Origin of the sequence: Nocardia sp. CA-084685, from assembly GCF_050955785.1 — a bacterium.
In the GTDB taxonomy this organism is placed as follows: Bacteria; Actinomycetota; Actinomycetes; order Mycobacteriales; family Mycobacteriaceae; genus Nocardia.
Genome location: NZ_CP192094.1, coordinates 3,077,906 through 3,103,559 on the forward strand (window position 1 = coordinate 3,077,906; position 25,654 = coordinate 3,103,559).

Consider the following 25,654-nt stretch of genomic DNA (forward strand, 5'->3'; position numbering starts at 1 on the left):
GTTAAGGGTGGGCGGCATAGCCGCCGTCGACGGGCAGTGCGACGCCGACCGCCATTACCTGGTGCCCGGCGGCGCGCAGCTGGGCGGCCGCGGCCTCGAGCGCGTCGTCGTCGACGTCGGTCAGGGTGACTGCGGCTGCGGCTGCGGCTCGGGCGAACGCGGTCGCGGTGGCCAGGCCCATGCCCGAGGCGGCGCCGGTGACGAAGGCGACCTGCCCAGTGAAGTCGTAGGTGGGGTTCACCAGCAATGTCCTTTCGTGTCGGGTGCTCAGACGGCAGTGATGGTGCGGGTGGTGCCGACGTCGCCGGCGGTGACCGCGTCGAGGCCGGTCTCGATTTCGCCGATCATCACGATCCCGCGGTTCGGGATGCGGAAACCGTCTTGGCGGTAGTAGATGGCCAGGTCGTGGCTGGGTGCCCAGTAGCCGAGTTGTCCTGCGCGGTAGCTGGATTGGCCCTGCCCGTCGGTGAGTTCGCGTGGCAGCGTGCCGGCTATCTCCCGGCCGCCGAGGTCGTGCATGGCGAGGGTGAGCGGTAGCAGGGAGGCGAAGTCGTGGGCGGTGGGGTTGTCGTAGAGCCGTGCGGTGACTTCGGTGGTGCCGATGCGCAGTCGGATCTGCATGAACGTCTCCTCCTGACCGGGCGGTGTCGTGGGTTGCGGGGCGCCGGCGGGCGGGTTCGGGGTCGGTGTCTGCGAGGAGCTCGAGCAGGCGGTGATCGCCGCCGCGGCCGCTATCAGGCTCACCGCTATCAGGCTGGTTCTCAGTCGCATGGGTCGGTGGCTCCCGTCGGTTGCAGTGCGGCGCATGGCTCAGCTCACTCCGGTCAGGACCCGCTGCGGCTGCTGGCCAGGTGGCGTCGGCGCGTTGTCGCTGCGCGGACCAGTTCGGTTCGCGGCGAGGACAGCGATCGGGACCAGCGCGGTCGCGGTGATCGCCGCACCCAGCACCGCGGGCCCGGTCACATCGAGCACGGTGGACAGCGTGGTCGCGGCCAGTGCCGAACCGGCAGCCGTGCCGAGGTTGAACGCCGCGGTCGCCAGGGAAGACGACAGCCGGGAGCCGCGCCCGGCGAACCGCATGGTCTGGGCGATCAGAACCGGATTCGCCCCCAAACCCGACGCACCCAGCACGACGACCAGGGCGACGACGACCGTCGCGTGGCTCGCCGTCGCAGCGAGAACGATCAGCAGGATCGACGTGGCGGCGATCGCGGTGGAGAGGGTGCCCAGCGGCCACCGGTCACCGATCTGCCCGCCCAGCGCGGTCCCGGCCAGCGCGCCGATTCCGAATCCGACCAGTACCAGCGGGACCAGCGCGGTGGGGATGCCGGCGCGGTCGGTCAGCAGTGGGCTGATGAAGCTGTAGGCGCCGAGGAACCCCGCCTGGGCCAGTGTGATCGCCGCCAGCACCGCCCACACCCGCCACTGACGTACCGCGGCGACCTCGGCCCGCACCGACACCTCGCCCGTGACGCGGTGGGAGGTCGCCGGGGCAAAGCGCAGCCCGGCGACGATCGCGGGGACAGCCAGTGCGGCCAGGATCCAGAACGGACCACGCCATCCGGTGAGCTGCCCGGCGAAGGTACCCAACGGCACGCCGGCGACCACCGCCAGGCTCAACCCGCCCGACATCACCGCCAGCGCCCGCGCGCGCGCCCCCGGTCCCGCGGCCGCCGCCGCGACGACCGCGCCGGTGGCCCAGAACGTGCCGGTCGCCAGCGCCGTCACCACCCGGGAGACGGTGACGACGGTGAACGAGTCGCTGACCGCGGCCACCACGTGCCCAGCCGCAAACACCACCAACGCACCGACCAGTGTGGCCCGGGCGGGCAGCCGCAGGGTGGCCAGCGCCATGACCGGCGGACCGATGATCATCCCGACCGCGAACGCGGTGACCAGCATCCCGGCGCGGGCGATGTCGACCCCGAGATCGGCGGCCACATCGGGCAACAGGCCGGCGATCATGAACTCGGTCGTGCCCATCAGGAAGATCCCGGAGGCCAGCACGTACACCAGCACAGGCAACCGGGTGCTCGGGCGGTTGAAGGTCGGTGTGCTCATCTCACCTCGTCGATGTCGAAGAATTGCGGAACTCGGAGCTATCGGCTCCGCGATCCATGCAACGCGGCGCAGCGCGGCTGTGGGAGGTGCAGATCAGAGGGGTGCTGGCAACACCCCCCTCGCAGCACCTGGCAAACACGCAGGACGCGGGCCTAGCCTCGATCACCATGGAGTCGAGCAACCGCGCCGCCGAAATCGGCCAGTTTCTGGCCTCACGCCGCGCCAAGATCACCCCCGACCGGGTCGGGCTGCCGGTCTACGATGCGGCCAAGCGCCGCGTCCCGGGCCTGCGTCGCCAGGAAGTCGCCACCCTGGCCGGGTTGTCGGTGGACTACTACACCCAAATCGAACGCGGCAAGGTCAACAGCGTCTCCGAGTCGGTGCTCGACGCCATCGCCCGCGCGCTGGAACTCGACGACGCCGAACGCTCACACCTGTTCGACCTGCACCGCAACGCCCTGATCAGCCCGCAACGACGCCCGCGCCGCGCCACGAAGACGGTCCGGCCGGGCGTGCAGAACCTGCTCGACACCTACAGTGGGCCCGCCTTCATCCGCAACGCCCGCCACGACCTGGTCGCGGCCAACCCGCTCGGCTACGCCTTCTACAGCCCCCTGTACCTCGACCCGCTAGCACCGGATGTGTCCAAGCCGGTCAATTTCGTGCGCTTCTGCTTCCTGGATCCCCGCGCCCACGACTTCTACCCCGACTGGGACCACATGGCCGACAGTGCGGTCAACCTGCTGCGCACCGACGCCGGACGTGACCCCTACGACCGTGGCATCTCGGACCTGGTCGGTGAACTGTCCACCCGCAGTGAGGAATTCCGGGTCCGGTGGGCCAAGCACAATGTGCGCCTGCACTACACCGGCACCAAGTCCTTCCACCACCCCGTCGTCGGCGACATCAGCATCGGCTACGAAACGATGCCGCTGCCCGCCGATCCGGGCCTGGTTGTCAACTTCTACACCGTGCAACCGGCCACCCCATCGGCTGATGCGATGACCCTGCTCGGTACCTGGGCCGCCACCAACATCCACCTGCCCGCGCCCGCCGATCAGCCCGCCACCACGACCGGCGGAGAACCCACCACCTGACCGACTACCTGGAAAGGCCCCCGATCATGGAACTCGTCCCCCGCACACGCACCACCCAGGGACCAGCGCAGATGTTCACCGGCCAGGTGTGGTTCGACACGCTCTTCCGTGGCGAGAACCCCTCCCGCGCCCGGCTCAATACGGTCCGCTTCGCTCCCTGCGCACGCACCGCATGGCACAGCCACGGTCTCGGCCAAACCCTGCACGTCACCGAAGGCACCGGCTTGGTCGTCACCCGCGACGGACACGCCATCCACATGCGCCCCGGCGACACGGTCTGGACCCCACCGGGCGAGGAACACTGGCACGGCGCAATCTCCGACGCCTTCATGACTCACCTCGCCCTCTGGGAGGGCGACGACGTCACCTGGCTCGAACACGTTACCGACGAGGACTACCTCACCGCACAACAACGGCACCGGTAAACAAGAGTCCCGTTGCGCTACGGCTCCCACAACCGGCCGCCGACGAACGCAACCGGCCGAATCGGCGGTCAGCAAAAGCCGACCTCGGCGAAGGTGCACCCACCCCGTTCTGCGGGAGAGAGCGCATGTCGAGAAGCGAGTGTCGGGGCCTTTCGGAAGTATTGGTGGTAACCGGTTGCGCGGAACTTCAGATCGAACGCATGACCTTCGATGTGCCAGAGCGGAAGGTCGTCGCGTCGATCGTCGGGTACCAGTCGGTGTAGGTCATCGATCTCCAGGTCCGGGGTCGTGCCCTTGAAATCGAGGTCCCCCTCGAGGTCCCAAACGTCTTCGAAGACGAGCGTGGCCGGGGCCATCCAGAAGGAGAAATATGTCGCCGGTGGGACCGGATGGACCCAGCGGACGATGTAGTCGAGATCGAGGAGAAGCCGCGGCAGGACGCCGTCGGTCGGCTGTACACACAGGCCGTGGATGGTGGCGTCGTGCCAGCCCATCTCCGAGAAGTCGGCGTCGGTCCAGACGCTTTTGGAAAGACCCGATTCCAGGTGGCCGCCGTCCATCCCCGTATCCAACCATTTCAACCAAGTTCGGGCGGGCTGCTCGGTCTCGGCGAAGCCGCGCATTCACCGATCGGAACCGGTTTGGCCGCGACCAGTTTGGTGATCATGCCGGTGCTGTCCTGGGCGCAACGCCGCGCCGGACGCGAACTCGGCTCCGCCCCGCAGTCGCCGACTCCAAACATTGGGCAGCAACCAGACTGACGCCGCGACCGCTCGGACGCCGCCGATCGACAAGTCACCACAGCAGTGAAACATAGTGCCGGTCACCACCTTACAGCGATCGGCACCACCAGGCAGCGCACTCGACAGTCGATTCCCGCACGCCGCAACACCTTTGACGCAGAGACCGGTGGCGTAGCCGAACGGCAGCAGTCGGGACGTGTTGGACTACGGCCGCCTCGCCTATCTGGCGTGCTGTGGAGTGTTCAGTAACTATGTTACTGTCCCGTAGCGCGCAGCTGTGGCGGGTCTCATTCCGTCGAGTGTTATGCGGCCTAGGGCACTCTGGCGACGGCGCCAGGGTGGGAGTTGAAGAGGGTTATTGATGCAGCAGCAGGGTTGGCGGCGTCCCGCGCTGGGATTGTCTACACACATCGGACGGCTGGCGCTGGTGGCGGCGGTGGTCTGCGGGACTGTGGTGGCAGGGGCGGAAACGAGCGCGCCGCAGGCGGCGGCGGCGGCGCCGGTGAGCGCGTTCTACACTCCGCCCGAGCAGTTCTCGTCGGAGCCGGGCGCGGTGATCAAGACCGAGCCGATGGCCGTGTTCGCGGCCCCTCCCGGTGTTACCGGTTGGCCGGTTCGGGCCCAGCGCGTCATGTACACCACGCGATACCAGGATGGTTCCCCGGCCGCGGTGACCGGCACCTATGTGGAGCCGACCAACCCGTGGCGGGGCTCGGGTCCGCGCCCGATCGTGGTGATCGGTCCCGGGACTGCCGGTCAGGCCGATCACTGCGCGATGTCGGTGGCATTCTCGACCGGCGTGACCATCACCGCCGATCCGTCGGTGTCGCTGTCGGCGAATCAGGAAGCGCCGTCGGCCGCGGTGTGGAGTTCTCTCGGCGCACGTGTCCTGGTGACCGACTACATCGGACTCGGGACACCGGGTATGCACACGTTCGCCAACCGGATCGAAGGCGCTCACGCCATCCTTGACGGCGCCCGCGCTGCGCAGCACCTGGGCGGTGTCGGACCGGAGACCCCGGTGGTGTTTTGGGGTTACTCCCAGGGTGGGGGCGCGACAGCGGGGGCGGCGGAGATGCAACCGGACTATGCGCCGGAGCTGGACCTCAAGGGCACCTGGGCAGGTGGGCCGGTCGCTGACCTGGCCGCGATCCTGCAGCGCATCGACGGCGCACTTATCGGCGGCGCGATTGGCTTCGCGATCAACGGACTGCTCGCTCGCTATCCCGAACTGCACAAAGCGGTCGACCGAGTGACCAGCCCCGCTGGACGCGCCATGCTCGAGACGCTGAGCACCGAATGCATCGGGGATGTCATCACCGGTCAGCCCTTCCTGAAAACGAGCACGCTGACCATCGATGGCCGTTCGCTGACAGAGCATCTCGACGCGATTCCGGAAGCGGCGTCCGCGTTGGCCGACATGCATGTCGGCAGTCTGACCCCGAGGACGCCGGTTCTGATCACCAGCGGCCTCAATGACGACACGGTGCCGTACGGGCAGGCTCGTCGGCTGGCCGAGGAATGGTGCGCGAAGGGGGCGGCGGTTACCTTCCGCACCAACGATCTGCCGCCGATCTTCTCCGGCGCAACGATCCCCAACCATTTCGGACCCGAGATCATCGACGGATTCGGACCCGATAACGCGATCACGTACCTGCTCGATCGGCTCGCCGACAAACCGGTCGCCGGCTGCACTATCGACTGAGTGTGTGCGTGTGCTCTGACTCGGCGGAGGTGGCGGATCAGAGCACACGCCTTCCGGCGCAGCGGGCATGGCCGGATGCCTCGACACCGGCCCGACTTGGATGCGGCGCACCCCCGGCCAATCCTCGATCGCTCTCGGTCCTCTTGCGGAAAAGCGATCAGGGTGGGGTTTGGACCGCGACCACGATCGAATCTTTCGCCGGGCGCTCATAATTCGGATGCCATCGTAGGGGTCATTAGAAGAGCGTCGACACTAGCGCGACCGCTCGGGGAGGTTTGAGCGGCCGGTGTTTGGCTGGGTCCATGGACACTGACGATGCTTATCCATAGATTCCAACGGCAATGAGGGCTGGTTTCAAGATCGAGTGTCCGTGAATTTGGTTGCGCTTCGTGTGCGCAGTGGGGTCAGTTGCCCGTGGACGTCTAGATCGCCGCTCGCCACGCCGCACCGCCATGCACTACGACCACCCCCGCACCAGCCTGGACCGGCGTCTGAACTACGTTCTCGTCGCGCGTGCGCAGCCTTCTGAGCGCATGACAACTCGACATGCGCTCATAGCCGATTATCGTGAATTGCCTTGTGCTGGTGTGGCATAGATCCCATATCATCAGATGGATGAGAGACCCCGCCGACTTCGTGATTGTCGACGGACCTACAGCGACGATGTACTGCGGGTCGCACGCTGCCGGGCATATAGGTCAGATCCTGCTTGTGGGGCCGGACAACACGATTCAGTGGGCTCGGGCTGAGGAGTCGGTCGAGGACTTCGACCCCTGGTGCGAAGCCGTGGTGCTGATCGATGTGCGGCATCGGGTGCTCGCGCTGTACGGGGAGTTGGGCATGTCGTGGTTCGAGGGCGTGCTGACTCCGAGTACATTCGAGCTGCAGTATGCCTACCGCGCCGCATACTATGCGTTGCTTGCACAAGCATGGCCGGGATGGGTGCTCCAATGGGCCTACGAAGGTATGGACGACATTGTGCGGTATCTCGGAGATCGGTACCGCGGTGACAACTACGGTCGAGGGCCAACATTAAGCGAGCCTTGGTACGACAGGTCACCGGTCTACGTCGACTCTGAATCGGACAATCCGGGTGACTCCCTGCTCGTCACGCATGCTGTCGAGCCTGGTGCGCCGTTACGGGCGTACCACCTGTACAACGACGAAAACTCCGCCTTCGGGATCGGTGCGACGTTGGCGACCGCACTGCCCCCCACCGGTCTGGTGACCGAGCTGCCATATCCACCCGCCAGTGGACTGCACTTGGACTTGGGTGCGCGGCATGCGATGGTGTGGACCATTCGCGAACTTGCCGGTCTGCGCTCCGACTGGCCGCGGCTGTGGCCGGGTTGGCAGCTGGAGTTCCGCAACGACCGATACGAAACGCAACTCGCCCGCTGTGATGGCCGGCTGTTCATCCTGGAACCCGACATGGCCTCGGCATGGGACCACCTCACCCGATGGGCGACACCCGGCATGACTGCCACGGCGCGCTCGCAATTGCGCCACACGCCACGCTGGCCAGCCCTGGTGTGCCCGCCTAGACGCGACGGCCGCCGGCGGGCCGCACCGAGACAGCATTCCCGCGATGCTTGACCACCTCCACTCGCGCCTGCTGACCGTCTGTTCATCCGTCACCCCGAGGGCAGACCTGAGCGTCGGACTGCACAGTCGCTCATTGCGGCCTAGCATGCACGCTCATAGCCGCTTATCGAGCGGTCGCAGGCATTCCGCGCTGCATGAAAGTCCGGAAGTGGTGGACCGCCGCCTTCGGCGATCCAAGCGGTGAGGTCGACGCGGCCCTGTTGCTGCCAGCGGTGTGCGTGGGAATGACAAAGGCCGTGCTCGCGTCGGTAGCGGCGGCAGGTGGCGATCGCGCATTTCGGTGGCTGCTGCAACCAGCGCCGGTTCGTCGGTGCCGTTGCCGCCCATGCCGACAAGCATGACCAGATCGCAAAGTCCATGCAGGGCAAAATCGCGGCCGCAACCGGCCGCACCTACGGCGTCGGCGGCATCGCCGCTGCCGTTTACCCGGCGACCGGCTCGTTCACCGACTTCGTGTTCAGCCGACAGTTCACCATTCCCAACTCGCCGCCGCAGCACGCGTTCGCCGCCGTCGCCCGCTGGCATCCGGGGTTACTCCCAAGGCGGTGGAGCCGCGCCGCGGCTGCCGAGCTGCAGCCCCGGCTATGCGCCCGGGCTCGGCACGCGAATGGTGGTGGGGGCCGCCGTGAGCAGGGTGCTGATCTCGGCGGCGAGGGTTTCGGTGAGCGCGGGGTCATCGAAGCCTGCGGCCGCCCAGCAGCGGATACCGTCGGCCACCAGCATCTGCGCGATGCGGGCCGTGCGCACGACATCGACCTCGGCGGCGATGCGGCCGTCGCGGTGGGCTTGCCGGAAGGGTTCGAGAAACAGGTAGGCGATGTCGGCCTGGGTGGCGCCCTCGGCGAGGGCCTGTCGTTCGAGCCGGTAGGTTTCCAAGACCGCTTCGAAGACCAGCTCTGGAGGGTAGTGGTGGGCACGCTGTTCGAGGGTGCCGATGACCGCGGTGATCACGTCGACCAGTTCGTAAGGGCTCGAGAAGACAGCTTCGGCGGCCAGATGCGCGTCGCGCATGGTGAACACCTCCACTGCGAGGAGTACGTCCTCTCGGCGTGAGAAGTACACGTAAAACAGCGCTTTCGACACACCGGCGGCTTTGCAGATGTCGGTGACCGTGGTCTCGGCGAAACCCTTGGTGCGCCACAACGCCATGGCCGCCTGCATGATCGCTTCCCGGCTGGCATGGGATCGGGCCCGCAGCGGTGTCGCCCTTTTCTGACGATCGTCACCTCTTGTCCTGTGTGAATCTTTCGTCATAGCAGGTATTTTACCGCACCACAATTATTGACCATAGTCAGAAAACTTGCGATGCTCCTCCCTATGAGCCCTAGCGGTGCAGTCATCCGCCAGGTGGCCGGTCCGACCTCGACAACCCATTCATCCGACGGGAGTCCACGACATGCAGACGCTCACCGAGGACGAGGAGCAATCGACTGCCACGAATCTGAGAGCCCAACAGGTGATCCTGTGGTCGACCCCGGTGGTCGCGCTGGTGCTGCTCGCGCTGTTCGTTGCGTTTCCCGGCTTTTTCCCACCGATGTCGCCGAACATGACAGCGACGGAGGTAGCGCAGTTCTACGCCGACAACACACCGCTGATCCGATTCAGCATGGTCGGTTTCAACCTGTGCGGGGTCATGATCGTGCCGTTCTTCGTGCTGATCATGGGTCAGATGCTGCGCATGAGGGGCCAGAGCCACATCTTCGCCTTCTCCTACCTCACCGCGATCGTCGCCGGAGTGACCTTGTTCGCGTTGTCGAACATCTTCTTCGCCGTCGCCGCTTTCCGCCCCGACCGGGGCGCGGAACTGGTTCAGGTACTCAACGACCTCGCCTGGATCATCTTCATCGCGCCGATCGGGATGCTGGTCGCCCAATTCGTATTGCTCGCTCTGGCAGTGTATTTCGATGAACAACCGCAACCGGTCTTCCCGAAATGGGTCTCGCCCTACTCACTTCTGACGGCGCTGGCCATGGCCCCCTCGGCCGGTGCCGCGGTGTTCCGGGACGGGCCGCTGGCGTGGGACGGCTTCGTGTCGTTCTGGCTCCGCAACGGCGCCTTGGCTCTGTTCGTCGCGGTGATGTTCTTCCTCGTGCGATCCGCGCTCCGACGCCAGATCCAGCAGGAGGGGATCGCGTCGTGACCGCCGTGACCAACACCTCTGGTACAGCAAGAAGCGCCACCCCGAAAAGTGGAGCGGGGCTCGATGTCTGGATCACCTACTGGCTGTTCGCCGCCTTCTACACCGCCCTGTCGGTAGGGGTCGTATTCTTCGGCAGGGCAACACCACCACCGCGCCCGGACGTGACCGATCTGCAAGTGGCGCTGTGGTTCGAGAAGCATCAGTGGGGAATCCAGGCCGGTTTCGCGGCGCTACTGGTTCTCGCGGGCGGAGCGGCGGTCTCCAACGGCATCATCGGCTACTTCATGAAACGCATGTCCTCGGGATCGCTGCTGGCCTACGCCTACATCGCTGGAATGGGAGTCGGCGCAATCCCCGGGTTCCACGTGCTGCTCATCTGCTGGCTCACCGCGACTTTCCGCCCCGACCGCGATCCCGGGATCCAACACCTGCTCTACGACCTGGGCATGCTGTCCTACAACGGATCCCTGGGCTGCTTCACCGCTGCCTACACCGTGCTGGCGATCGCGATCCTCTACGACCGCAACCACATCTTCCCCAAATGGTTCGCCTACATCTCCATCTGGCAGATCGTCACCGAAGTCCTCGCCACCCAGATGTGGGTCTTCCGCTCCGGGGCGTTCTCCTGGAACGGGATGATCACCTTCTACATCGCGGTAGTCGTCTTCGGACTGTGGGTCGTGTGCCTGCTACCAATCCTGCGCAACGCCACAAAAGCCGAGACCACCCACACCCCACCCCTCTACCCCGCCGGGGCCACGCGATGACCATCTCCGATCGAGGCATCTCCCCGGAGACCGAACCACTCTCGGCCGAAGCTGAACGCGCACGACACATGCCGGGCGATATCGACATGTGGGTGATGATCCTGGGCGACCTGTTCTTCTTCGGCTGCTACTTCATCGTCTACATGGTCTTCCGGGCGAGATCGGCCCAAGAGTTCTCCACCGCCCAGCAACACCTCGACATCGGCATCGGTGTCACCAACACCGTCGTGCTGCTCACCAGCTCCATGTTCGTCGCCCTGGCCGTCATCTCGACCCGACAGGGAGCAATCCGGACAGCGCGACGACTTGTATTCGCCGCAGGCGCATGCGGACTGGTATTCATCGCCCTGAAAATCTATGAATGGCACCACGAGCTAACCAACGGCTATACCGTCGCCAACGAATTCTTCAGCTTCTACTACGTCCTCACCGGCATCCACCTCGCACACCTGCTACTCGGCATGCTCATCCTCGGAATCGTCGTCCAAGAGCTACGCAACCCCCGCAGACAACGGGTGAGCATCGTCGAACAAGGCGCCCTGTTCTGGCACATGATCGATCTGCTCTGGGTCGTCATCTTCGCCATCATCTACCTCATGAGGTAACCCAATGACGACCCGAACCGCCGCCGACCGAATCCGACACGACAAACGCAGCATCATCTACGCATGGATCGCACTCACGGCGATCACCCTTCTCGCCTGGCGACTCGCCCCCGGCCACGCCGACACCACCGGGCTCGATACCGGACTCATCATCGCCGTGGTTGTCCTCGGACTGATCAAATGCCGCCTGATCATCCGCTACTTCATGGAAATCCGACACGCCCCGACCTGGCTGAAAGTCACCACCGATACTTGGCTGGCTGTCATCTGGATCACCATGCTCGCCATCTACCTCTACTGAATAGTGGCTGCCCGTCTCGGCGATTCCACGGAACAGCCGTCAGCCGCCCCTGGATGAAGCGACAACGCGTCGAATACGGTCGGTCGAGGGGACCTCGCCCTGTGGCTATGCAGTCGGCTCGACCAGTACGTCCATGGCTTCGTCGAGGAGTTCGGACAACGGAGTGGTCCCGTCGGCTGCCCTCCAAGCATCGGTTGCGGCGTCGAGGCAGGAAATCGCCGACGCCACAAGGGCCTGGGCGCGGAGGTTGTTCGTGGACTCCGGGTCACCGCCGAGCCGACGGGAGATCTCCGGAACCAGGAGACTCTGCCAGCCCTGCGTCTTCTCCCACTGACGGGTCATCAGGGCGCAGGCGTCGTCGAGCAACCGCATCAGGTTCAGAAATGGCTGAGGCTCGTCGGCATTCGCCTCGGTGATCACGTCGAACGAGCGGCGCAACGCTTCCCAGGACCGCTCGTCGGCGGGCCGGGCGGCGAGCGCGGCGGCCATCTTATGGCCGAACTCACCCATCCTGCCGAGGACGAGCTCCTCCTTGGTGCCGAAGTACCGGAAGAAGGTGGTGCGCGACAAGCCCGCCTCGGCGGCGATCTGTTCGACCGTCGTGTTGGCGAAGCCCTGCTCGGAGAACAGCCGGAACGCGACCTCGCTGACCTCATCGCGCATCGCGGCTCGTGTCCGCTCCCGCAGCGTGGAGGCCATGGTCCTGGATGTCTCAGCCATGCCATGAGTGTAGTACACAGACCCTATATGATACTCAGTCCCATATAGGTATATGGTCTCTTATGTTGTCTTCGTTTCCCTTTTTGAGGAGTGCTTCCTATGAGCAAGATCTGGTTCATCACTGGTTCCTCGCGCGGCCTGGGCCGCCGGTTCACCGAGGCCGCGCTATCGCGCGGCGACAAGGTCGCAGCGACCGCCCGCAACACCGACGCACTGGCCGACCTGGTCGCCGCCCATGGCGACGCGATACTGCCGCTGCCCCTGGACGTCACGGACAAAACCGCCGTGACAGAGTCCGTCCAGCGTGCCCACGAGCATTTCGGACGTCTGGACGTCGTCGTCAACAACGCCGGCTACGGGCTGTTCGGCATGGTCGAAGAACTGACCGAGCACGACGTCCGCGCCCAGTTCGAGACGAACCTGTTCGGCACCCTGTGGGTCGTCCAGGCGGCACTGCCCTACCTTCGCGCGCAGGGCAGCGGCCACATCATTAACGTCTCCAGCCTGATCGGCCTCGCCGCCTACCCCACCACGGGCGGCTACAGCGCCACCAAGGCAGCCGTCGAGGTACTCTCCGACTCCCTCGCCCAGGAAGTCGCGGCCTTCGGCATCAAGGTCACTGTCGTCGAGCCCGGCCCCTTCGGCACCGAGTTCAATACGTCCTCCGCCTATTCCGCACCGCTGTCCGCCTACGACGACTTCCGGAAGGCGGTCAACGCCAGCTTCGCCACCCTCCCGAATCCCGACCCGGCGGGCGTCGGCCCCGCGCTGCTGAAGGTCGTCGACGCCGACAACCCACCGTCCCGGATCTTCTTCGGCACCTTCCCTCTCCAGGTGGTCCCGCAGCTCTACGCCGACCGGGTCAAGGGCTGGCAGGAGTGGGCCGAGGTGTCCGCCGCGGCCGAGATCGGCCCAGCCTGACCGGCCTCCGTCGGGCGCTTCCGGTGCCGGGCGGGCCGTCCACCTCGAGCACTGCCCGCCAGACCTGCAACTCGACCGGCAGCAAGGACAAAAGGATGATGAAACTCTCGATGCGCGACATCATCTTTCGGAAGGCATTCGACCACCCTGGAGAGGGCGCACCCCCGGCAGTGCACGTGCTACTCGCTGGTCCTATCGCCATTCTCGCGAGTAGCCGACGAGCGGATGTCGGCGTCGGATTCCGACCTCCGATCAGTGGTCGCGACCGGTGGTCAGGCGGTCGACGAGTTCGTCTGCCTTGACGCACCTCACGCGTCAACGACTTGCCCCTGACACTGATGTCACGTCTTAGCGTCTGCCCGGTGGCCTATCTGCCCACGGGGCGTATGGCTCTGGGTGACCCGCAACAAGGAAGAGGAAATGCGATGCCGACACTGGGAATTATCGGAAGCGGAAATATTGGGTCCGCGGTCGCGCGGCTGGCGGTCGCGGCGGACATCGATGTCGTGATCGCCAACTCGCGGGGGCCGCAGAGCCTGGCCGATCTCGTCGAGGAACTGGGTTCGCGAGCCACGGCAGGCACCGTGGAGCAGGCTGCCAGCGCCGGGGAGACAATCCTGCTCAGCATCCCGCTGACCGCGTACAGGTCTCTGCCTGCTGAACTACTGCGGGGCCGGACCGTGCTGGATACCGGCAACTACTATCCTCACCGCGACGGTCGGATCGGCGAACTCGACGCCGAAAAGATGACCACGGCTGAATTGGCCCAGCAGCTCTTGCCGGGCGCCCTGCTGGTCAAGGCATTCAACAACATCCTGGCCCACCATATCCCGCAGCTCGCCCGCCCAGCCGGGGCGCCGGATCGCAGCGCTCTACCCATCGCGGGCGCGGACCAAGAGGCGAAGACTCGGGCGGCCGAGCTGATCGACCGGCTCGGATTCGATACCGTCGACGCCGGAACACCAGGTGAGACTTGGCGTTTCGAGCCCGAGGCCGGTGCGTACACCCGGATCTACCTTGCCGACCCCAGCGTGCCGGTCGAGCGCATGCTCGAAGCTCCGGCCGCGCCGCTCTCGGCCGACGAACTGCGCGCCGCGTTGCAGGCGAGCGAACGGGTGAAGGTAGCCGAGCGCATCTTCTGAAGTTCGCAACGAGCCGTCCGCCGGAGAACCCGACGGAGGAGGCCATTCACCCGAACGCGCAATGACCCGCATGCGGACCGGTAGCCGAACCCTCGCACTCGTAGGCTCACGGCGCGATACGACCCCGCTACTCATGATGAGTTGCGTAAGGGTTGTGTGTCTGGTCACGATGGGTACTATATCGAATACGCTGGTACCCAGTTAAGTTTCTTTCGGGCTGTCGTGATGGAGTGTCCGAGTGATCAGTGAGGATCCAATGAGTCAAGTGGCTATCGAGTTCGACGTGTCCGTACCCATGCGTGACGGGGTGATTCTGCGGGCCGACGTCTACCGGCCCGTCGGTGTGGGGCCGTGGCCGGTTCTCGTGCAGCGCACCCCCTACGACAAGGCATCGCCGCAGGGGACCGCCCAGCTCGACACGCTCAAAGCTGTTCGGCGCGGTTACATCGTGGTGCAGCAGGACACGCGAGGAAGGTTCGCTTCCGACGGCGAGTGGCTGCCGTGGGCGTATGAGCAGCAAGACGGTTACGACACCATCGAGTGGGCCGCTGCGCTGCCCGGTAGCAACGGCAATGTGGGAATGTTCGGTGCAAGCTACACCGGCAACACCCAATGGGCCGCGGCCATCGCGGGGGCGCCGCACCTGCGCGCCATCGCGCCGCAGATCACCTGGTGCGAGCCCGCCGACGGAATCTTCTTCCGTGGTGGAGCGATCGAACACGGATTGAATCTGTGGTGGTCGCTGATGGTCTCGGCGGGCCAGTATGCGAAGGTGGCGGCGGATACCGAGGAGCTGTTCGCCAAGCTGGGTACCACGATTCGAGACTTCGACCGGCTCGCCGAGGTGACATATCGGGAGTTGCCCTCAGGCGCGTCGCCGGCATTGGTGCGCACGAACCTGCCGGATATCGGCGTGCGGCGCGGCTTGCGTGATCCCGCCTCGATGGCCGAGGCCAGGGTCGCGGGCAGGCACGGTGAGGTCAATGTCCCGTCCTTGAACGTCGCGGGCTGGTACGACGTGTTCTCGCAGGGCTCGATCGACAATTACATCGCCGCACGCGAACAGGGCCACACGACTCGACTGATCGTCGGGCCATGGGAGCATCTGAGTCTCCTCAGCCCCAGGCCAGAGCAGGTCGGTGCGGTGAACTACGGGCTGGCCTCGGTGGCGCCACCGAGTTGTGACGGGACCATGACCGGTATCCAGCTGGACTGGTTCGACCAGTTCCTGCCCGGCGAACCGGTCGACGCGGAACCGGACCCGGGCGTGGACATCTTCGTCATGGGTCTGAATCAGTGGCGACACGAGCCGCAATGGCCCCTCGCCCGTGCCCGCGACACCGAGTTCTTCCTCCATCCCGGCGGTCATCTGTCGACTTCTGCCCCGGCAGAGAACGAGGCGCCTTCGTCCTACGTCTACGATCCCGCCGACCCTGTGCCGACCACCGGCGGCGCGCTCATCATGGCGAGTGATTTCCGCCCCGGAGCCCTCGACCAGCAGGCAGTGGAGTCCCGTGCGGATGTGCTGGTGTTCACCAGCGACCCGCTCCCTGAGGACCTCGAGATCACCGGCCGGGTCACCGCGACCCTGTTCGCCGCCACCGACGGGCCCGCTACGGACTGGGTCGTGCGGCTGTGCGAGGTCGACGAACGAGGAATCTCGCTCAACATCGTCGACGGCATCACCCGCGTCACCACCGAGCCCGGACGCGCCGATGAGCACGACATCGACCTGTGGTCGACCAGCATCGTGATCAAGGCAGGGCATCGGCTCCGGGTCCAGGTCACCTCCAGCAACTTCCCGCGCTGGGACCGCAACCTCAACACCGGAGAGGATCCGACCGTGGCCATCGAGCACCGTGTCGCCCACCAGAAGATCTTCCACGACTCCGCGCGGCCCTCCCGGCTGCTCCTGCCGGTGATCCCCGCCGCCTAGAATGCCGCCGCGAAGGTCTGCGGTCAGCCCCAGATCTTCGCGGCACGCGGGACCGAGTCGGCGTGGCTACGGGTCTCGTGTTGCCCGGCGAGGGCACCCATACCGGCAGACGGGCACCGCAACGGGTCAGTCGGGGCTGTGGAGCAACCCGTTCAACAGTAGGGACGCCAGTTCGTTGAAGGCGTCCGCGGCCGACAGACCGGTGCGCTCGAGCAGGACGCCGGACTGGACTCCCTCGATGGCGAGTGCGACGAGTTGGGAGGCGAACCTGCCGTCGGTGGCGCGGAAACGACCTGTCCGTATCCCATCGTCGATCAGTTCATGGACGCGTTCGGCCGCGCGGGCGGTGTTGCGCGCGTAGATCTCGGCGGTGGGAGCGAAAGCGACCATGTCCTGGTAGAAGGCATTCGAGTTGCGCCGCATGGCATTCGCGATACCGCCGAGGTACGCGAGGATCTTGGCCTGCGGGTCGGTCTGGGTGGCCACATCGGCTTCGATGTGTTCGGCCGATTCGCCGAAGAAGTGTTTGGTCGCCAGTACCACCAGCTGTTCCTTGGTTGCGGCCACGCTGTAGAGGGTGGCCTTGGAGCAATGCAGGCGCTCGGTGAGTTCGCCGATGGTGATGGTGGTGAAACCCTCGCTGAGAAAGATCTCCTGGACCTGACGCAGCAGGTCGTCACGCCGCGCCACATCAACGCGTCGCTTACGGGGAGTGTTGACCGTCGTTTGACGCGCCGAGGCCGTACGAGGCATGAGATCGAGTGTTTCACACCCGTCCTCGGGCAGCTGCGAGCAGCGGGCTTTATTCGTCACCGTTCCTACAGTACTCTTTTGGGTACAATCGAACTGTTTAACGTACCCAACTGGAGCGGTAGTGAGTCCTGACTATGCAATACGTGTCGGTGAGTTCCTCGAACAATTCGGGACGCCGGATGCGGATGTGGCCTGGTTGCTGTGCGACCGTCATCCGGCATCGGCTCGAGCGCTGATGATCGTCGATGAGCACTTGGCCGCGATCGAATACACCTACGGCGAGCTCGCCGAAGCGTCACGACGAGCGGCCGCGGTTCTGTCCGCGGCCGGTGTGGGGCGCGGGGATCGGGTCGCGACCGTGATGGGCAAGAGCGCCGAATTGGTCGCGGTCGTGCTCGGTATTTGGCGCTTGGGCGCGGTCTACGTGCCGTTGTTCACCGCGTTCGCCGAGGATGCGATCCGATCCCGCCTCACCGACGCAGAGGTCGGGCTCGTCGTGGCCGATGAGGATCAGCGGACGAAAGTGCCCGCAGGTGACTGGACGCTGATCGTCGCTGGTACCGATTCCCCCGACGGGTTGAGCGCCCGCCTCGTCGCGGCCTCGTGGCAAGACATCGGCTCGACGCCGGTCGGTGGAGACGGGGCGCTGGTGCACATGTTCACCTCCGGTACCACCGGCAAACCCAAGGGTGTGGTGCATCCGGTGCGCTATGCCGCCGGGTGGCAAAGCTACCTCGAGTTCGGTCTGGGCGTCGGGCCCGACAGCGTTTTCTGGTGCGGCGCCGACCCAGGATGGGCTTACGGGCTCTACACCGCGATCGTGGCTCCGCTGGCGGCCGGTGTGCCGACGCTGCTGCTGCGCGGCGGATTCTCGGCCGCCGACACCTGGACGGTGTTGAAGGATCGCGCGGTCACCGATTACACCGCTGCGCCCACGGTCTACCGCGGCCTGCGCGCCTCCGGCCTGCCAGTTCCCCAGGGGCTCGCGCTGCGCCGGTTGTCGAGCGCGGGGGAGCCGCTGACCCCGGAGGTCAACGACTGGGCCCGCGACACACTCGGGCTCGAGGTGCACGATCACTACGGCCAGACCGAACTCGGCATGCCGATCGGTTTCCCACACCACCCCAGCCTGCGACGGCCGGTGCTGGCCGGTGCGATGGGAACTTCGCTGCCGGGCTGGGAGATCACCGTCCTGGGCGAGGACGACGACGCACCGGTCGAGTCCGGTCAGACCGGGCGGCTGGCGATCGTGGTCGCGAGCAGTCCGTTGATGACCTTCCGTGGCTATGTCGGAGGGTGCGGCAGCGACCGATTCCGCGCCGGGGGCGCCTATTTCCTGACTGGTGACATCGCCTCGATCGACGCCGACGGGATCGTCCGGTTCTCCGCGCGCGACGACGACGTCATCATCATGGCCGGCTACCGCATCGGCCCGTTCGACATCGAGTCCACGCTCCTGCAGCACCCCGCTATCAGCGAAGCCGCAGTGGTCGCTGGTCCCGATGACGTGCGCGGCGAGGTCGTGGAGGCGTTCGTGGTCCTCACGCCCGGCGCCGCCGTCTCCGACGATCTCGTCCAGCAGCTACAGCAATGGGTCAAGAAGAACTACGCCGCGCATGCCTACCCGCGGCGTATCCATTTCGTGCAGAGCCTGCCCAAGACGCCGAGCGGCAAGATCCAGCGCGCACAGCTGCGGCAGCGGCGCCGCGAGGATGCCGGCCTGGGCGCGGGTGCCCGATGAACCTGCCCGCACCGGTCCTGGTTACCCGTACCGGTCCGATCCGCACCCTGACACTCAACCGCCCCCACCGCCGCAACGCCTTGGACCCCGAGCTGATCGATGCTCTGGCTGCCGCGGTGACCGAGGCCGAACACGATCCGCACACCCGGTGCCTTGTCCTCGCCGGAGCGGGCAAGAGCTTCTGCGCTGGCGCCGACCTGCGGTACTTTCTGAGCCTGGCCGATACCCCGGGTGGGCCGACGCGGTTTCTGCGCCGGGTTTCGGCCGTGGTCACGCGGCTCGAGACCAGCCGCCTGCCGGTGGTGGCCGCCTTGCACGGCCACGCTGTGGCCGGTGGTCTGGAGCTGGCACTGGCCTGTGACGTGGTCGTCGCCGCCGACACGACACTGATCGGCGACGGGCACATCCGCAACAACCTGCTCCCGGCCGCGGGCTCGAGCGTGCGACTGCCACGCAAAATCGGCGACTCCACGGCACGGTGGCTGGCCCTGACCGGACAACTGGTCCCCGCCCAGCGGCTCGCCACCACCGGCTGGCTGCACGCGGTGGTGCCAGCCGAGGAAGTGCACGCCTGCGCACAAGCCGCCGCGGTCGAACTGGCCGAAGCCGGCGGCCCGGCCCAAACCGCGTTCAAGGCCCTCCTGCACACCCTGACCACCATGGACGAAAACCAAGGACTGGCCCGAGAACTCGCCGACTTCGAACAGCACTGGAACACCAACGACGTACCGGCCTCGCTGACCGCATTCCTGCAACGCCGATCGGCCTGAAGGCATGCCGAGCCACCATCACATTCCTGGGAGTGCAATGAACCGCTACACCGATCAAGTCGTCCTCGTGACCGGCGGAGCCCAAGGGCTCGGCGCGGGTATGGCCGAGCGATTCGCGGCCGAAGGGGCGATCGTAGCCATCGGCGACGTCAACGACGTCGCTGCCCGCGACCTCGCTGACCGCCTGGAAAAGGAATTCGGACGCACCTGCCTGGCCAATCCGGTCGACGTCACCTCCTCGGAAGATGTCAACGCCTGGATCGAAGCCGTCGTCCGTGCGCACGGCCGTATCGATGTCCTGGTCAACAACGCTGGAATCATCCGCGACAACCGGATCGAGGACATCGACGACACCGACTGGCACTCGGTATTGGATGTCTCCCTTTCGGGGGCCTTCTTCTGCGCCCGAGCGGTATTGCCGCACATGCGATCACGCAACTACGGCCGGATCGTCTCGTTCTCCTCGATGAGCTGGCGCGGCAACTTCGGCCAAGCCAACTACGTCGCCGCCAAAGCCGGCATCGTCGGACTCACCCGCACCCTCGCACTCGAAACCGCCCGCCAGGGCATTACCGCCAATGCCATCGCCCCCGGCCTCATCGAAACACCCATGCTCGCTTCGATGAACACCGCGGCCCGCGAAAAGCTGATCGCCAAAGTGCCCCAACGCACGACCGGACAGCCCCAAGACATCGCCGAGGCCGCCGCCTACCTGTGCTCACCGGCCGCCGGATACGTCAGCGGAGTAGTACTGGACGTCGACGGAGGCTTGGGTATCGGCTCATCGATCCGCTAGCGGAAACCGACCGCAGCGGCGTTTCACACTCCGATTGTCTGGCCGATGATGACCTTCATGACCCGGCTGCTGGCAGACCGGCGGAGCTGCCGCGGCTTCCTGCCGGAACCGGTCTCGCGAGACCATCACGCGGGTTCTCGATCTGGCTCGTCGGTCGCCGTCATGGTGTATGTCGGAGGGTCAGGGCAGTTTGATTGCCGACATGTACATTTCGAGGGTTGGTCTGTAGAGGTCGACGTCATCGAGTTGGGTTCCCAGCGCGACCGAGTCGGTGGTGGCGATGAGCACACGGGCGAACGTCAGTGGGGGAATCAGCAGGGTCGCGCCGATTCGATCGAGGCCCTCGACGATGAATCGTGCCAGAGCTTCGGCGACCTCGGCTCGTTTGGTTGCGACTCGTTCCCGGGCCTCGGGGTTGCGCAACAGGTACAGAGTGAATTCGTAGCCCAGCGCGGCGGACTCGGCACCGCGGTCTTCAGCGAGTTGGCGCCACCGCTGGGCGACTTGGTCGAGTTCGTGCGCTCCTACCTGGCTTGCTGCCGAGAGCAGGTCGGTGAATGTATCGAAGTAGCGCTGCCAGTAACGGTCGCTCACCGCTAGGAAGAGTTCTTCCTTCGTGGGGAAGTGCTTGTATATGGCGCCTTTGGTGTAGCCCGCCGCATGAGCGATGTCATCGAGGGTTGCCGCCGTGAACCCTTTTTCGGCAAACACCTCTTGCGCGGCATCCAGCAGGAGCGACCGGGTGCGCTCGAGTCGTCGCTCCCTCGTCCATCGCTCAGCCATGTCAGCGAGTATGCCATGAATCTAAGAAACTATTCCGACGCTTAGATTCTTACTGGTATATTTTCGGACGCTGGGCTACTGAAGGAGGGCGACGATGACTGCCTCATCGACGACAGACAGATACGCCGACACCGAGGTGATAGCTGAAAGGTGTCCGCTCTTCGAGCGGAACCGCATGGGTCGGACCACGACGATCCCGAAGCAGGCTGTGCGATGAGCGGGCCGTTGGATAGGAAGAAGGCAGCCACCGTCACCGAGGAGATCGGCGGAGTCGCCTCATTGGGTGCCAAAGCTCAGTCCACGAGCAAGCCCGTCCGGATCTGGGCGATCGTCGGGGGCTTGATCCTGGCGTTCCAGGTGTATGTGTGGATCCGCTGGGTGTCGGGACCATTTTTCGTCCGGGTGCCCACAGGGCCCAGTGACCCGCCGACGTGGATGAAGACGATCCTCATCACGTGGACGACCGTGATCCTGGTCGGCTGGCCGATCGGCGTCTACTACTTCATCATCAGGCCCTGGCGGCGTGAGCGGCGGATCACGCTCGACGGCATGCTCCTGGTCGCCTGCGGCCTGCTGTTCTTCCAGGATCCGCTCCTGAACTACTTCAACACGTGGAGTACCTACAACACCTGGATGTTCAATCGGGGGTCGTGGGTGGCCCACATTCCGGGTTGGCGCTCGTATGCCGAACCGGGCCAGATGATGGCCGAACCGTTGTTGATGAATGCGGCGGGTTATTCCTACGGAGTTCTGCTGTGCACGATCCTCGGATGTTGGATCATGCGCCGTGCGAAGTCGAAGTGGCCGAATATCAGCAACTTCGGATTGATCGGCGTTCTGATCGTGTGGACGTTCTTCTTCGATCTCGTCATCGAGGGCCTCTTCCTGATGCCGATGGGACTTTTCACCTACCCCGGCGCAATTCGATCCCTGTCGATCAATGCCGGCACCTACTACCAATGGCCGATCTATGAAGGACTCATGTGGGGAGGTGTCCAGGCAGGTCTGTGCGCGCTGCGTTATTACACCGACGATCGTGGCCGGACCTTCGTCGAACGAGGACTGGAACGGATCCAGGGCGGGGCCGTGAAGCAGCAGGCTACGCGTTTCCTGGCCATTTTCGCGGCGTGCAGTCTGTTCTTCTTCGTGTTCTACAACCTGCCCGCGCAGTGGTTCGCCATGCACGCCGATCCCTGGCCCGAGGACGTCCAGAAGCGTTCGTACTTCGACATGGGCATCTGCGGTGAAGGGACAGGGCGGCTCTGTCCTGATCCTGTTCTGCCGATCCCCGGCAAGAACACCGGCTACATCGATCCGGAAGGCCGGCTCGTTCTCCCTGAGGGCGCAGAGCTTCCGGAAGTCGTTCCATTCGAGCGAGGAAATTAGTATGTCGACCAGTCAATCCACCGCTGTACTCCCGGTTTTGGAAGCACCGTTCTACCGGCCGGTCGGCGACGAGGTAGCAGTCTTTCGGGCCGCGGCCCGACGCGGTTCGCCAGTACTGTTGAAGGGCCCCACGGGATGCGGGAAGACGCGCTTCGTGGAGGCCATGGCCCACGAACTCGGCCGCGAGCTGATTACCGCCGCGGGCCACGAGGACATGACCTCGGCGGACCTGGTTGGCCGTTTCCTGCTCGAGGGTGGGGAAACGGTCTGGGTGGACGGGCCCTTGACCCGGGCCGTGCGCGAGGGCGCCATCTTCTATCTGGACGAGGTGGTCGAGGCGCGCCAGGACACCACCGTGGTCATTCATCCGCTTGCCGATCACCGCCGTGAACTACCGATCGATCGACTCGGCACGACACTGCGGGCGGCCCCCGACTTCCAACTGGTCATCTCCTACAATCCCGGCTACCAGAGCGTCCTGAAAAGCCTCAAAGAGTCGACCCGCCAGCGTTTCGTTGCCATCGAACTCGACTTCCCGCCCGCCGAGGTCGAGACCGAAGTGGTCGCCGTCGAAGCCGGGATCGGATCCGAGACCGCGACAGCGCTGGTTGAACTCGGTCATGCCATTCGAAACCTGGATGGCTCACCGCTGCGTGAAGTCGCCTCCACCCGGTTGTTGATCCTCGCGGGCGGACTGGTCGCTGAAGGGCTGAGCCTGCGCAGTGCGGTGCGGGCGGCAGTTGTTCAAGTGCTCTCGGACGATCAGGATGTCGTCCGCGCCCTCGGCGAACTCATCGACGCCGTCCTGCCGCGACCATGAACGTTTCCAATCCGAACAGCCACGACCGGTTTCGCCTCCTTGCCACCTTCATCGCCGGCCGCGCTGTCGAAGTTGCGGAGGCACCGGCTGGTCAGCCTGCTCACACCAACGGCCAGATCATCTTCGTCTCAGCGGGCCGTTCGGTCGCAGAGCAGCGCCGCGAGATGCTGCTCCAGACCGCGCTGCTCGGCGCGGGGAGTCTGGATCAGCGATTGGTGAAGGCGCTTCGGGCTCGTCCGGCGGTGGCGCGGCGCTACCTGGCGCTGGAAGGTCGACGGGTAATTGTCGACCTCGCCGAGCGGATTCCACTCGCGGCTGGGCTCGGTCCGCACGAGCCTCCGGCCACCTCGAGCGCCGAGGAGTCGCTCGAGGTGGCCGGTGGCCGAGTACCGGTGGCCGACCCACCGGAGTGGTTCGGTGCCATCAAGCCCTCCCGATTACTGGCACGCAGTGCCGGACCGGGCGCGCGGGCCACGAACAAAGAGCTGCGCTTGGAATTCGATCCGATCGACGTACCGGAGGCCGACGACGACGATGGCAGTGAGCAGTCGGGGAGGAGCAAGATTCTCGCACTGTTCGAAAATCCGCTGTTCAACTCGCGGGCGCTGTCGGACAAACTTCGCAAGCTGTTCGGCAACTCCCGGGCACCCGGGGATGGCTCCGCTGGTGCGGAGATGCAAGTTCGCGCCGTTCGACGGGTGCATCAGGTAGGAGTCGATGCCCGGCCGCTGCCCACATGGATCCAGTTCACCGATGATGGCAAGCCCAGCGCCACGCTGGGCGTAGGTGGAGCGCTTTTTCCGGAGTGGGATGTCCACCACCATCGGTATCGGCCCGAGTGGTGCCGGGTGATCGACTTCCCGCTGACAGTCGCCGCCGATATCTCCGCGGCCGGTGCTCCGCTCGACGACGTGCTCCGGCGACGCTTGTCGCGGATCGGCCTGGGCCCCAAGGTTCTGCGCGGCCGTCCCGATGGCGACGAACTCGACATCGAGGCGCTCATCGAAATGTTCGTCGACCTGCGTTCGGGCTACTCGTCGTCGGAAAACATCTACCTGGAACGCCGCAAACTCGAGCGAAATCTCGGCGTCCTCATCCTGCTCGATGCCTCCGGGTCTGCCACCGACAGCGATACCGAAGGACTCGCTGTACACGACCACCAGCGGCGGGCAGCCGCGACGTTGGCCGCTACGCTCGAAGAACTCGGCGACCGCGTCGCGGTCTACGCGTTTCGCTCACAGGGGCGCCACGCTGTTCATCTACTGGCGATCAAGACGTTCGGACAGCGTTTCGGCGCCGTCGGGCGAGCCCGGCTCAACCAGCTCCAACCATCGAACTACACGCGCCTGGGTGCGGGCATCCGCGGTGCGGGCGAAATCCTGAAAACCGAAGCAGGCACTGAAAACCGGCTGCTGGTGGTCCTTTCGGACGGCTTTCCCTATGACGATGGCTACGAGGGCCGCTACGCCGAAGCCGATGCCCACAAGGCACTCGAAGAACTGCGCGCCGACGGTGTCGCCTGCCTGTGCCTTTCGATCGGCGCCACCACCGGCACCGATGCCCTCGAACGCGTCTTCGGTTCCGCCAGCCATGCCAGCGCCGCGACCCTGAGCGACCTGAGCCCGCGGATGGATGAGTTCTTTTTGTCTTCCCTTCGGGAACTCGCCGCACCGAAACCGCGGTAGCGATGAGAGGAGTTCGAGTCACGGTTGGCGTCGTTCGCCTTCGACATCACGCAGGAAGGATTCGATCAGCTCGATCGCCTCGTCGTGTGCGGTATCGACGTCGAAAGCTTCTTCCATACGCAGGAAGCGCGACACGCTGGACATGAGCAGGACCAGTGCTCCCGGGGTGTAGGTTTCGGCGGCGGGGCCGTAGTCGCCGAGAACCTTGGTGACGGCCTCGAGTTGCATGGCGCGGAAACGTCGGGAGGAGTTGGCGATCTCGGTGCGGATGGCCTTGCGGTGGTTGGCCAGCGCGACGAATTCCATGGTCAACGCGGTGTGGGATTGGTCGTGGATGGCTTCCCACAAGGCCCACAGTGGCTGCGGTGAGGCCAGTGCCTCGAGTTGGCGTTGGTAGCTGCGGTCGGCTCCGCGGCGGAACAGTTCGATGAACAGATTGTCCATATTGCCGAAGTAATAGTGATACAGGGCGGAATTCGCTTCCGCGCGTGCGGCCACGCGCCGAGTGCTGACGGCGGCGTAGCCCTCCTCCCGCATGATCTGCTCGGCGGCGTCGAGCAGGGCGCTTCGTGTCGGTGAGTCCTCGGCGTCGGATGCGCGAGCGGGCTTCATGGTGTTGGCCTCCCAGGTGTGTGAGGCACGAAGCCTTCGGTGTCGTTGCGATCGTGTGGTTCGTGGTTGCGCGAATAGAAGGTAACCCGCGCTCTTGCCCGTTCGGTTTGCGGCCGCGATCGAGTCGGCCGATGGGTCGG

At 65.3% G+C, this 25,654-nt stretch carries 26 protein-coding genes and 1 pseudogene; 18 read left to right on the forward strand and 9 right to left on the reverse strand.

Features of this window, described 5'->3' with window-relative positions; all coding sequences use genetic code 11:
- Position 1 precedes the first annotated feature (1 nt).
- From ACQP2U_RS13970 to ACQP2U_RS13980, 3 genes are read right to left on the reverse strand one after another with little or no spacing between them, the layout of a single operon-like run.
- Positions 2–241, reverse strand: coding sequence for an SDR family NAD(P)-dependent oxidoreductase (locus tag ACQP2U_RS13970; protein ID WP_433715026.1), 240 nt, complete (start codon positions 239–241; stop codon positions 2–4).
- 26 nt (positions 242–267) lie between these two features.
- The gene (locus tag ACQP2U_RS13975) at positions 268–771 is read right to left on the reverse strand and encodes a cyclophilin-like fold protein (RefSeq protein ID WP_433715027.1); all 504 of its coding nucleotides are present in this window, start codon (positions 769–771) and stop codon (positions 268–270) included.
- Positions 772–810: 39 nt separating this feature from the next.
- The gene (locus ACQP2U_RS13980; RefSeq protein WP_433715028.1) at positions 811–2,061 is read right to left on the reverse strand and encodes an MFS transporter; all 1,251 of its coding nucleotides are present in this window, start codon (positions 2,059–2,061) and stop codon (positions 811–813) included.
- A gap of 167 nt (positions 2,062–2,228) precedes the next feature.
- On the opposite strand from ACQP2U_RS13980, the gene ACQP2U_RS13985 reads away from it, so the two are divergent.
- Both ACQP2U_RS13985 and ACQP2U_RS13990 read left to right on the forward strand, forming a co-directional pair.
- Positions 2,229–3,158, forward strand: coding sequence for a helix-turn-helix transcriptional regulator (locus ACQP2U_RS13985; protein ID WP_433715029.1), 930 nt, complete (start codon positions 2,229–2,231; stop codon positions 3,156–3,158).
- 26 nt (positions 3,159–3,184) lie between these two features.
- On the forward strand, positions 3,185–3,583 hold the full coding sequence (locus ACQP2U_RS13990; RefSeq protein ID WP_433715030.1) for a (R)-mandelonitrile lyase: 399 nt from the start codon (positions 3,185–3,187) through the stop codon (positions 3,581–3,583).
- Positions 3,584–3,651: 68 nt separating this feature from the next.
- Here the strand turns inward: ACQP2U_RS13990 and ACQP2U_RS13995 are convergent, their stop codons facing one another.
- Positions 3,652–4,206: a hypothetical protein gene (locus ACQP2U_RS13995; protein ID WP_433716825.1), complete on the reverse strand. Its 555-nt coding sequence runs from the start codon at positions 4,204–4,206 to the stop codon at positions 3,652–3,654.
- On the opposite strand from ACQP2U_RS13995, the pseudogene ACQP2U_RS14000 reads away from it, so the two are divergent.
- From ACQP2U_RS14000 to ACQP2U_RS14010, 3 genes and pseudogenes are all read left to right on the forward strand, one after another.
- Positions 4,180–4,322, forward strand: a pseudogene (locus tag ACQP2U_RS14000) (cation transporter); the annotation flags it as partial. The gene ACQP2U_RS13995 and the pseudogene ACQP2U_RS14000 sit on opposite strands and share 27 nt — an antisense overlap.
- Positions 4,323–4,687: 365 nt before the next feature.
- The gene (locus ACQP2U_RS14005; protein ID WP_433715031.1) at positions 4,688–6,031 is read left to right on the forward strand and encodes a lipase family protein; all 1,344 of its coding nucleotides are present in this window, start codon (positions 4,688–4,690) and stop codon (positions 6,029–6,031) included.
- Between the two features lie 615 nt (positions 6,032–6,646).
- A complete protein-coding gene (locus tag ACQP2U_RS14010) occupies positions 6,647–7,627 on the forward strand; it encodes a hypothetical protein (protein WP_433715032.1) in 981 nt (326 codons plus the stop codon).
- A gap of 591 nt (positions 7,628–8,218) precedes the next feature.
- On the opposite strand, the gene ACQP2U_RS14015 is transcribed toward ACQP2U_RS14010, so the two are convergent.
- Positions 8,219–8,890: a TetR/AcrR family transcriptional regulator gene (locus ACQP2U_RS14015; protein WP_433715033.1), complete on the reverse strand. Its 672-nt coding sequence runs from the start codon at positions 8,888–8,890 to the stop codon at positions 8,219–8,221.
- Positions 8,891–9,032: 142 nt separating this feature from the next.
- On the opposite strand from ACQP2U_RS14015, the gene ACQP2U_RS14020 reads away from it, so the two are divergent.
- Genes ACQP2U_RS14020 through ACQP2U_RS14035 form a run of 4 tightly spaced genes read left to right on the forward strand, consistent with a single transcriptional unit; the run spans position 9,033 to position 11,449 of the window.
- Positions 9,033–9,776, forward strand: coding sequence for a hypothetical protein (locus ACQP2U_RS14020; protein ID WP_433715034.1), 744 nt, complete (start codon positions 9,033–9,035; stop codon positions 9,774–9,776).
- Positions 9,773–10,543 (forward strand): hypothetical protein, encoded by a 771-nt coding sequence (locus tag ACQP2U_RS14025; protein WP_433715035.1) that lies wholly within the window; start codon positions 9,773–9,775, stop codon positions 10,541–10,543. The genes ACQP2U_RS14020 and ACQP2U_RS14025 overlap by 4 nt, the downstream gene beginning before the upstream one ends.
- On the forward strand, positions 10,540–11,148 hold the full coding sequence (locus tag ACQP2U_RS14030; protein ID WP_433715036.1) for a cytochrome c oxidase subunit 3: 609 nt from the start codon (positions 10,540–10,542) through the stop codon (positions 11,146–11,148). Before ACQP2U_RS14025 ends, ACQP2U_RS14030 begins: the two co-directional genes overlap by 4 nt.
- 4 nt (positions 11,149–11,152) lie before the next feature.
- On the forward strand, positions 11,153–11,449 hold the full coding sequence (locus tag ACQP2U_RS14035; protein ID WP_433715037.1) for a cytochrome C oxidase subunit IV family protein: 297 nt from the start codon (positions 11,153–11,155) through the stop codon (positions 11,447–11,449).
- Positions 11,450–11,554: 105 nt separating this feature from the next.
- Here ACQP2U_RS14035 and ACQP2U_RS14040 read toward each other — a convergent pair whose 3' ends face one another.
- A complete protein-coding gene (locus ACQP2U_RS14040) occupies positions 11,555–12,169 on the reverse strand; it encodes a TetR family transcriptional regulator (RefSeq protein ID WP_433715038.1) in 615 nt (204 codons plus the stop codon).
- A gap of 99 nt (positions 12,170–12,268) precedes the next feature.
- Here ACQP2U_RS14040 and ACQP2U_RS14045 point away from each other — a divergent pair, with 99 nt between their 5' ends.
- The 3 genes from ACQP2U_RS14045 (at position 12,269) to ACQP2U_RS14055 (ending at position 16,168) form a co-directional block, all read left to right on the forward strand.
- On the forward strand, positions 12,269–13,090 hold the full coding sequence (locus ACQP2U_RS14045) for an SDR family NAD(P)-dependent oxidoreductase (RefSeq protein WP_433715039.1): 822 nt from the start codon (positions 12,269–12,271) through the stop codon (positions 13,088–13,090).
- Between the two features lie 386 nt (positions 13,091–13,476).
- Complete coding sequence (locus ACQP2U_RS14050; protein ID WP_433716464.1) at positions 13,477–14,232, forward strand: NADPH-dependent F420 reductase; 756 nt, start codon at positions 13,477–13,479, stop codon at positions 14,230–14,232.
- A gap of 256 nt (positions 14,233–14,488) precedes the next feature.
- Positions 14,489–16,168, forward strand: a complete 1,680-nt coding sequence (locus ACQP2U_RS14055; protein ID WP_433715040.1) for a CocE/NonD family hydrolase — start codon at positions 14,489–14,491, stop codon at positions 16,166–16,168.
- Between the two features lie 126 nt (positions 16,169–16,294).
- On the opposite strand, the gene ACQP2U_RS14060 is transcribed toward ACQP2U_RS14055, so the two are convergent.
- Complete coding sequence (locus ACQP2U_RS14060; RefSeq protein ID WP_433715041.1) at positions 16,295–16,981, reverse strand: TetR/AcrR family transcriptional regulator; 687 nt, start codon at positions 16,979–16,981, stop codon at positions 16,295–16,297.
- 61 nt (positions 16,982–17,042) lie between these two features.
- On the opposite strand from ACQP2U_RS14060, the gene ACQP2U_RS14065 reads away from it, so the two are divergent.
- Genes ACQP2U_RS14065 through ACQP2U_RS14075 form a run of 3 tightly spaced genes read left to right on the forward strand, consistent with a single transcriptional unit; the run spans position 17,043 to position 20,228 of the window.
- Entirely contained in the window at positions 17,043–18,662 is a 1,620-nt protein-coding gene (locus ACQP2U_RS14065) for an AMP-binding protein (RefSeq protein WP_433715042.1), read from the forward strand.
- Positions 18,659–19,432 (forward strand): enoyl-CoA hydratase/isomerase family protein, encoded by a 774-nt coding sequence (locus ACQP2U_RS14070; RefSeq protein ID WP_433715043.1) that lies wholly within the window; start codon positions 18,659–18,661, stop codon positions 19,430–19,432. The genes ACQP2U_RS14065 and ACQP2U_RS14070 overlap by 4 nt, the downstream gene beginning before the upstream one ends.
- A 37-nt stretch (positions 19,433–19,469) precedes the next feature.
- Positions 19,470–20,228 carry an SDR family NAD(P)-dependent oxidoreductase gene (locus tag ACQP2U_RS14075; protein ID WP_433715044.1) on the forward strand — a complete coding sequence of 253 codons (759 nt, stop codon included), beginning with the start codon at positions 19,470–19,472 and terminating at the stop codon, positions 20,226–20,228.
- 180 nt (positions 20,229–20,408) lie between these two features.
- On the opposite strand, the gene ACQP2U_RS14080 is transcribed toward ACQP2U_RS14075, so the two are convergent.
- Positions 20,409–21,011 carry a TetR/AcrR family transcriptional regulator gene (locus ACQP2U_RS14080; RefSeq protein WP_433715045.1) on the reverse strand — a complete coding sequence of 201 codons (603 nt, stop codon included), beginning with the start codon at positions 21,009–21,011 and terminating at the stop codon, positions 20,409–20,411.
- Positions 21,012–21,224: 213 nt separating this feature from the next.
- Between ACQP2U_RS14080 and ACQP2U_RS14085 the strand changes: the two genes are divergently transcribed.
- From ACQP2U_RS14085 to ACQP2U_RS14095, 3 genes are read left to right on the forward strand one after another with little or no spacing between them, the layout of a single operon-like run.
- A complete protein-coding gene (locus ACQP2U_RS14085; protein WP_433715046.1) occupies positions 21,225–22,397 on the forward strand; it encodes a spirocyclase AveC family protein in 1,173 nt (390 codons plus the stop codon).
- 1 nt (position 22,398) lies between these two features.
- The gene (locus ACQP2U_RS14090) at positions 22,399–23,217 is read left to right on the forward strand and encodes an AAA family ATPase (RefSeq protein WP_433715047.1); all 819 of its coding nucleotides are present in this window, start codon (positions 22,399–22,401) and stop codon (positions 23,215–23,217) included.
- Positions 23,214–24,902 carry a nitric oxide reductase activation protein NorD gene (locus ACQP2U_RS14095; protein ID WP_433715048.1) on the forward strand — a complete coding sequence of 563 codons (1,689 nt, stop codon included), beginning with the start codon at positions 23,214–23,216 and terminating at the stop codon, positions 24,900–24,902. The genes ACQP2U_RS14090 and ACQP2U_RS14095 overlap by 4 nt, the downstream gene beginning before the upstream one ends.
- An 18-nt stretch (positions 24,903–24,920) precedes the next feature.
- Here ACQP2U_RS14095 and ACQP2U_RS14100 read toward each other — a convergent pair whose 3' ends face one another.
- Positions 24,921–25,514 (reverse strand): TetR/AcrR family transcriptional regulator, encoded by a 594-nt coding sequence (locus tag ACQP2U_RS14100; RefSeq protein ID WP_433715049.1) that lies wholly within the window; start codon positions 25,512–25,514, stop codon positions 24,921–24,923.
- Positions 25,515–25,654: the final 140 nt, after the last annotated feature.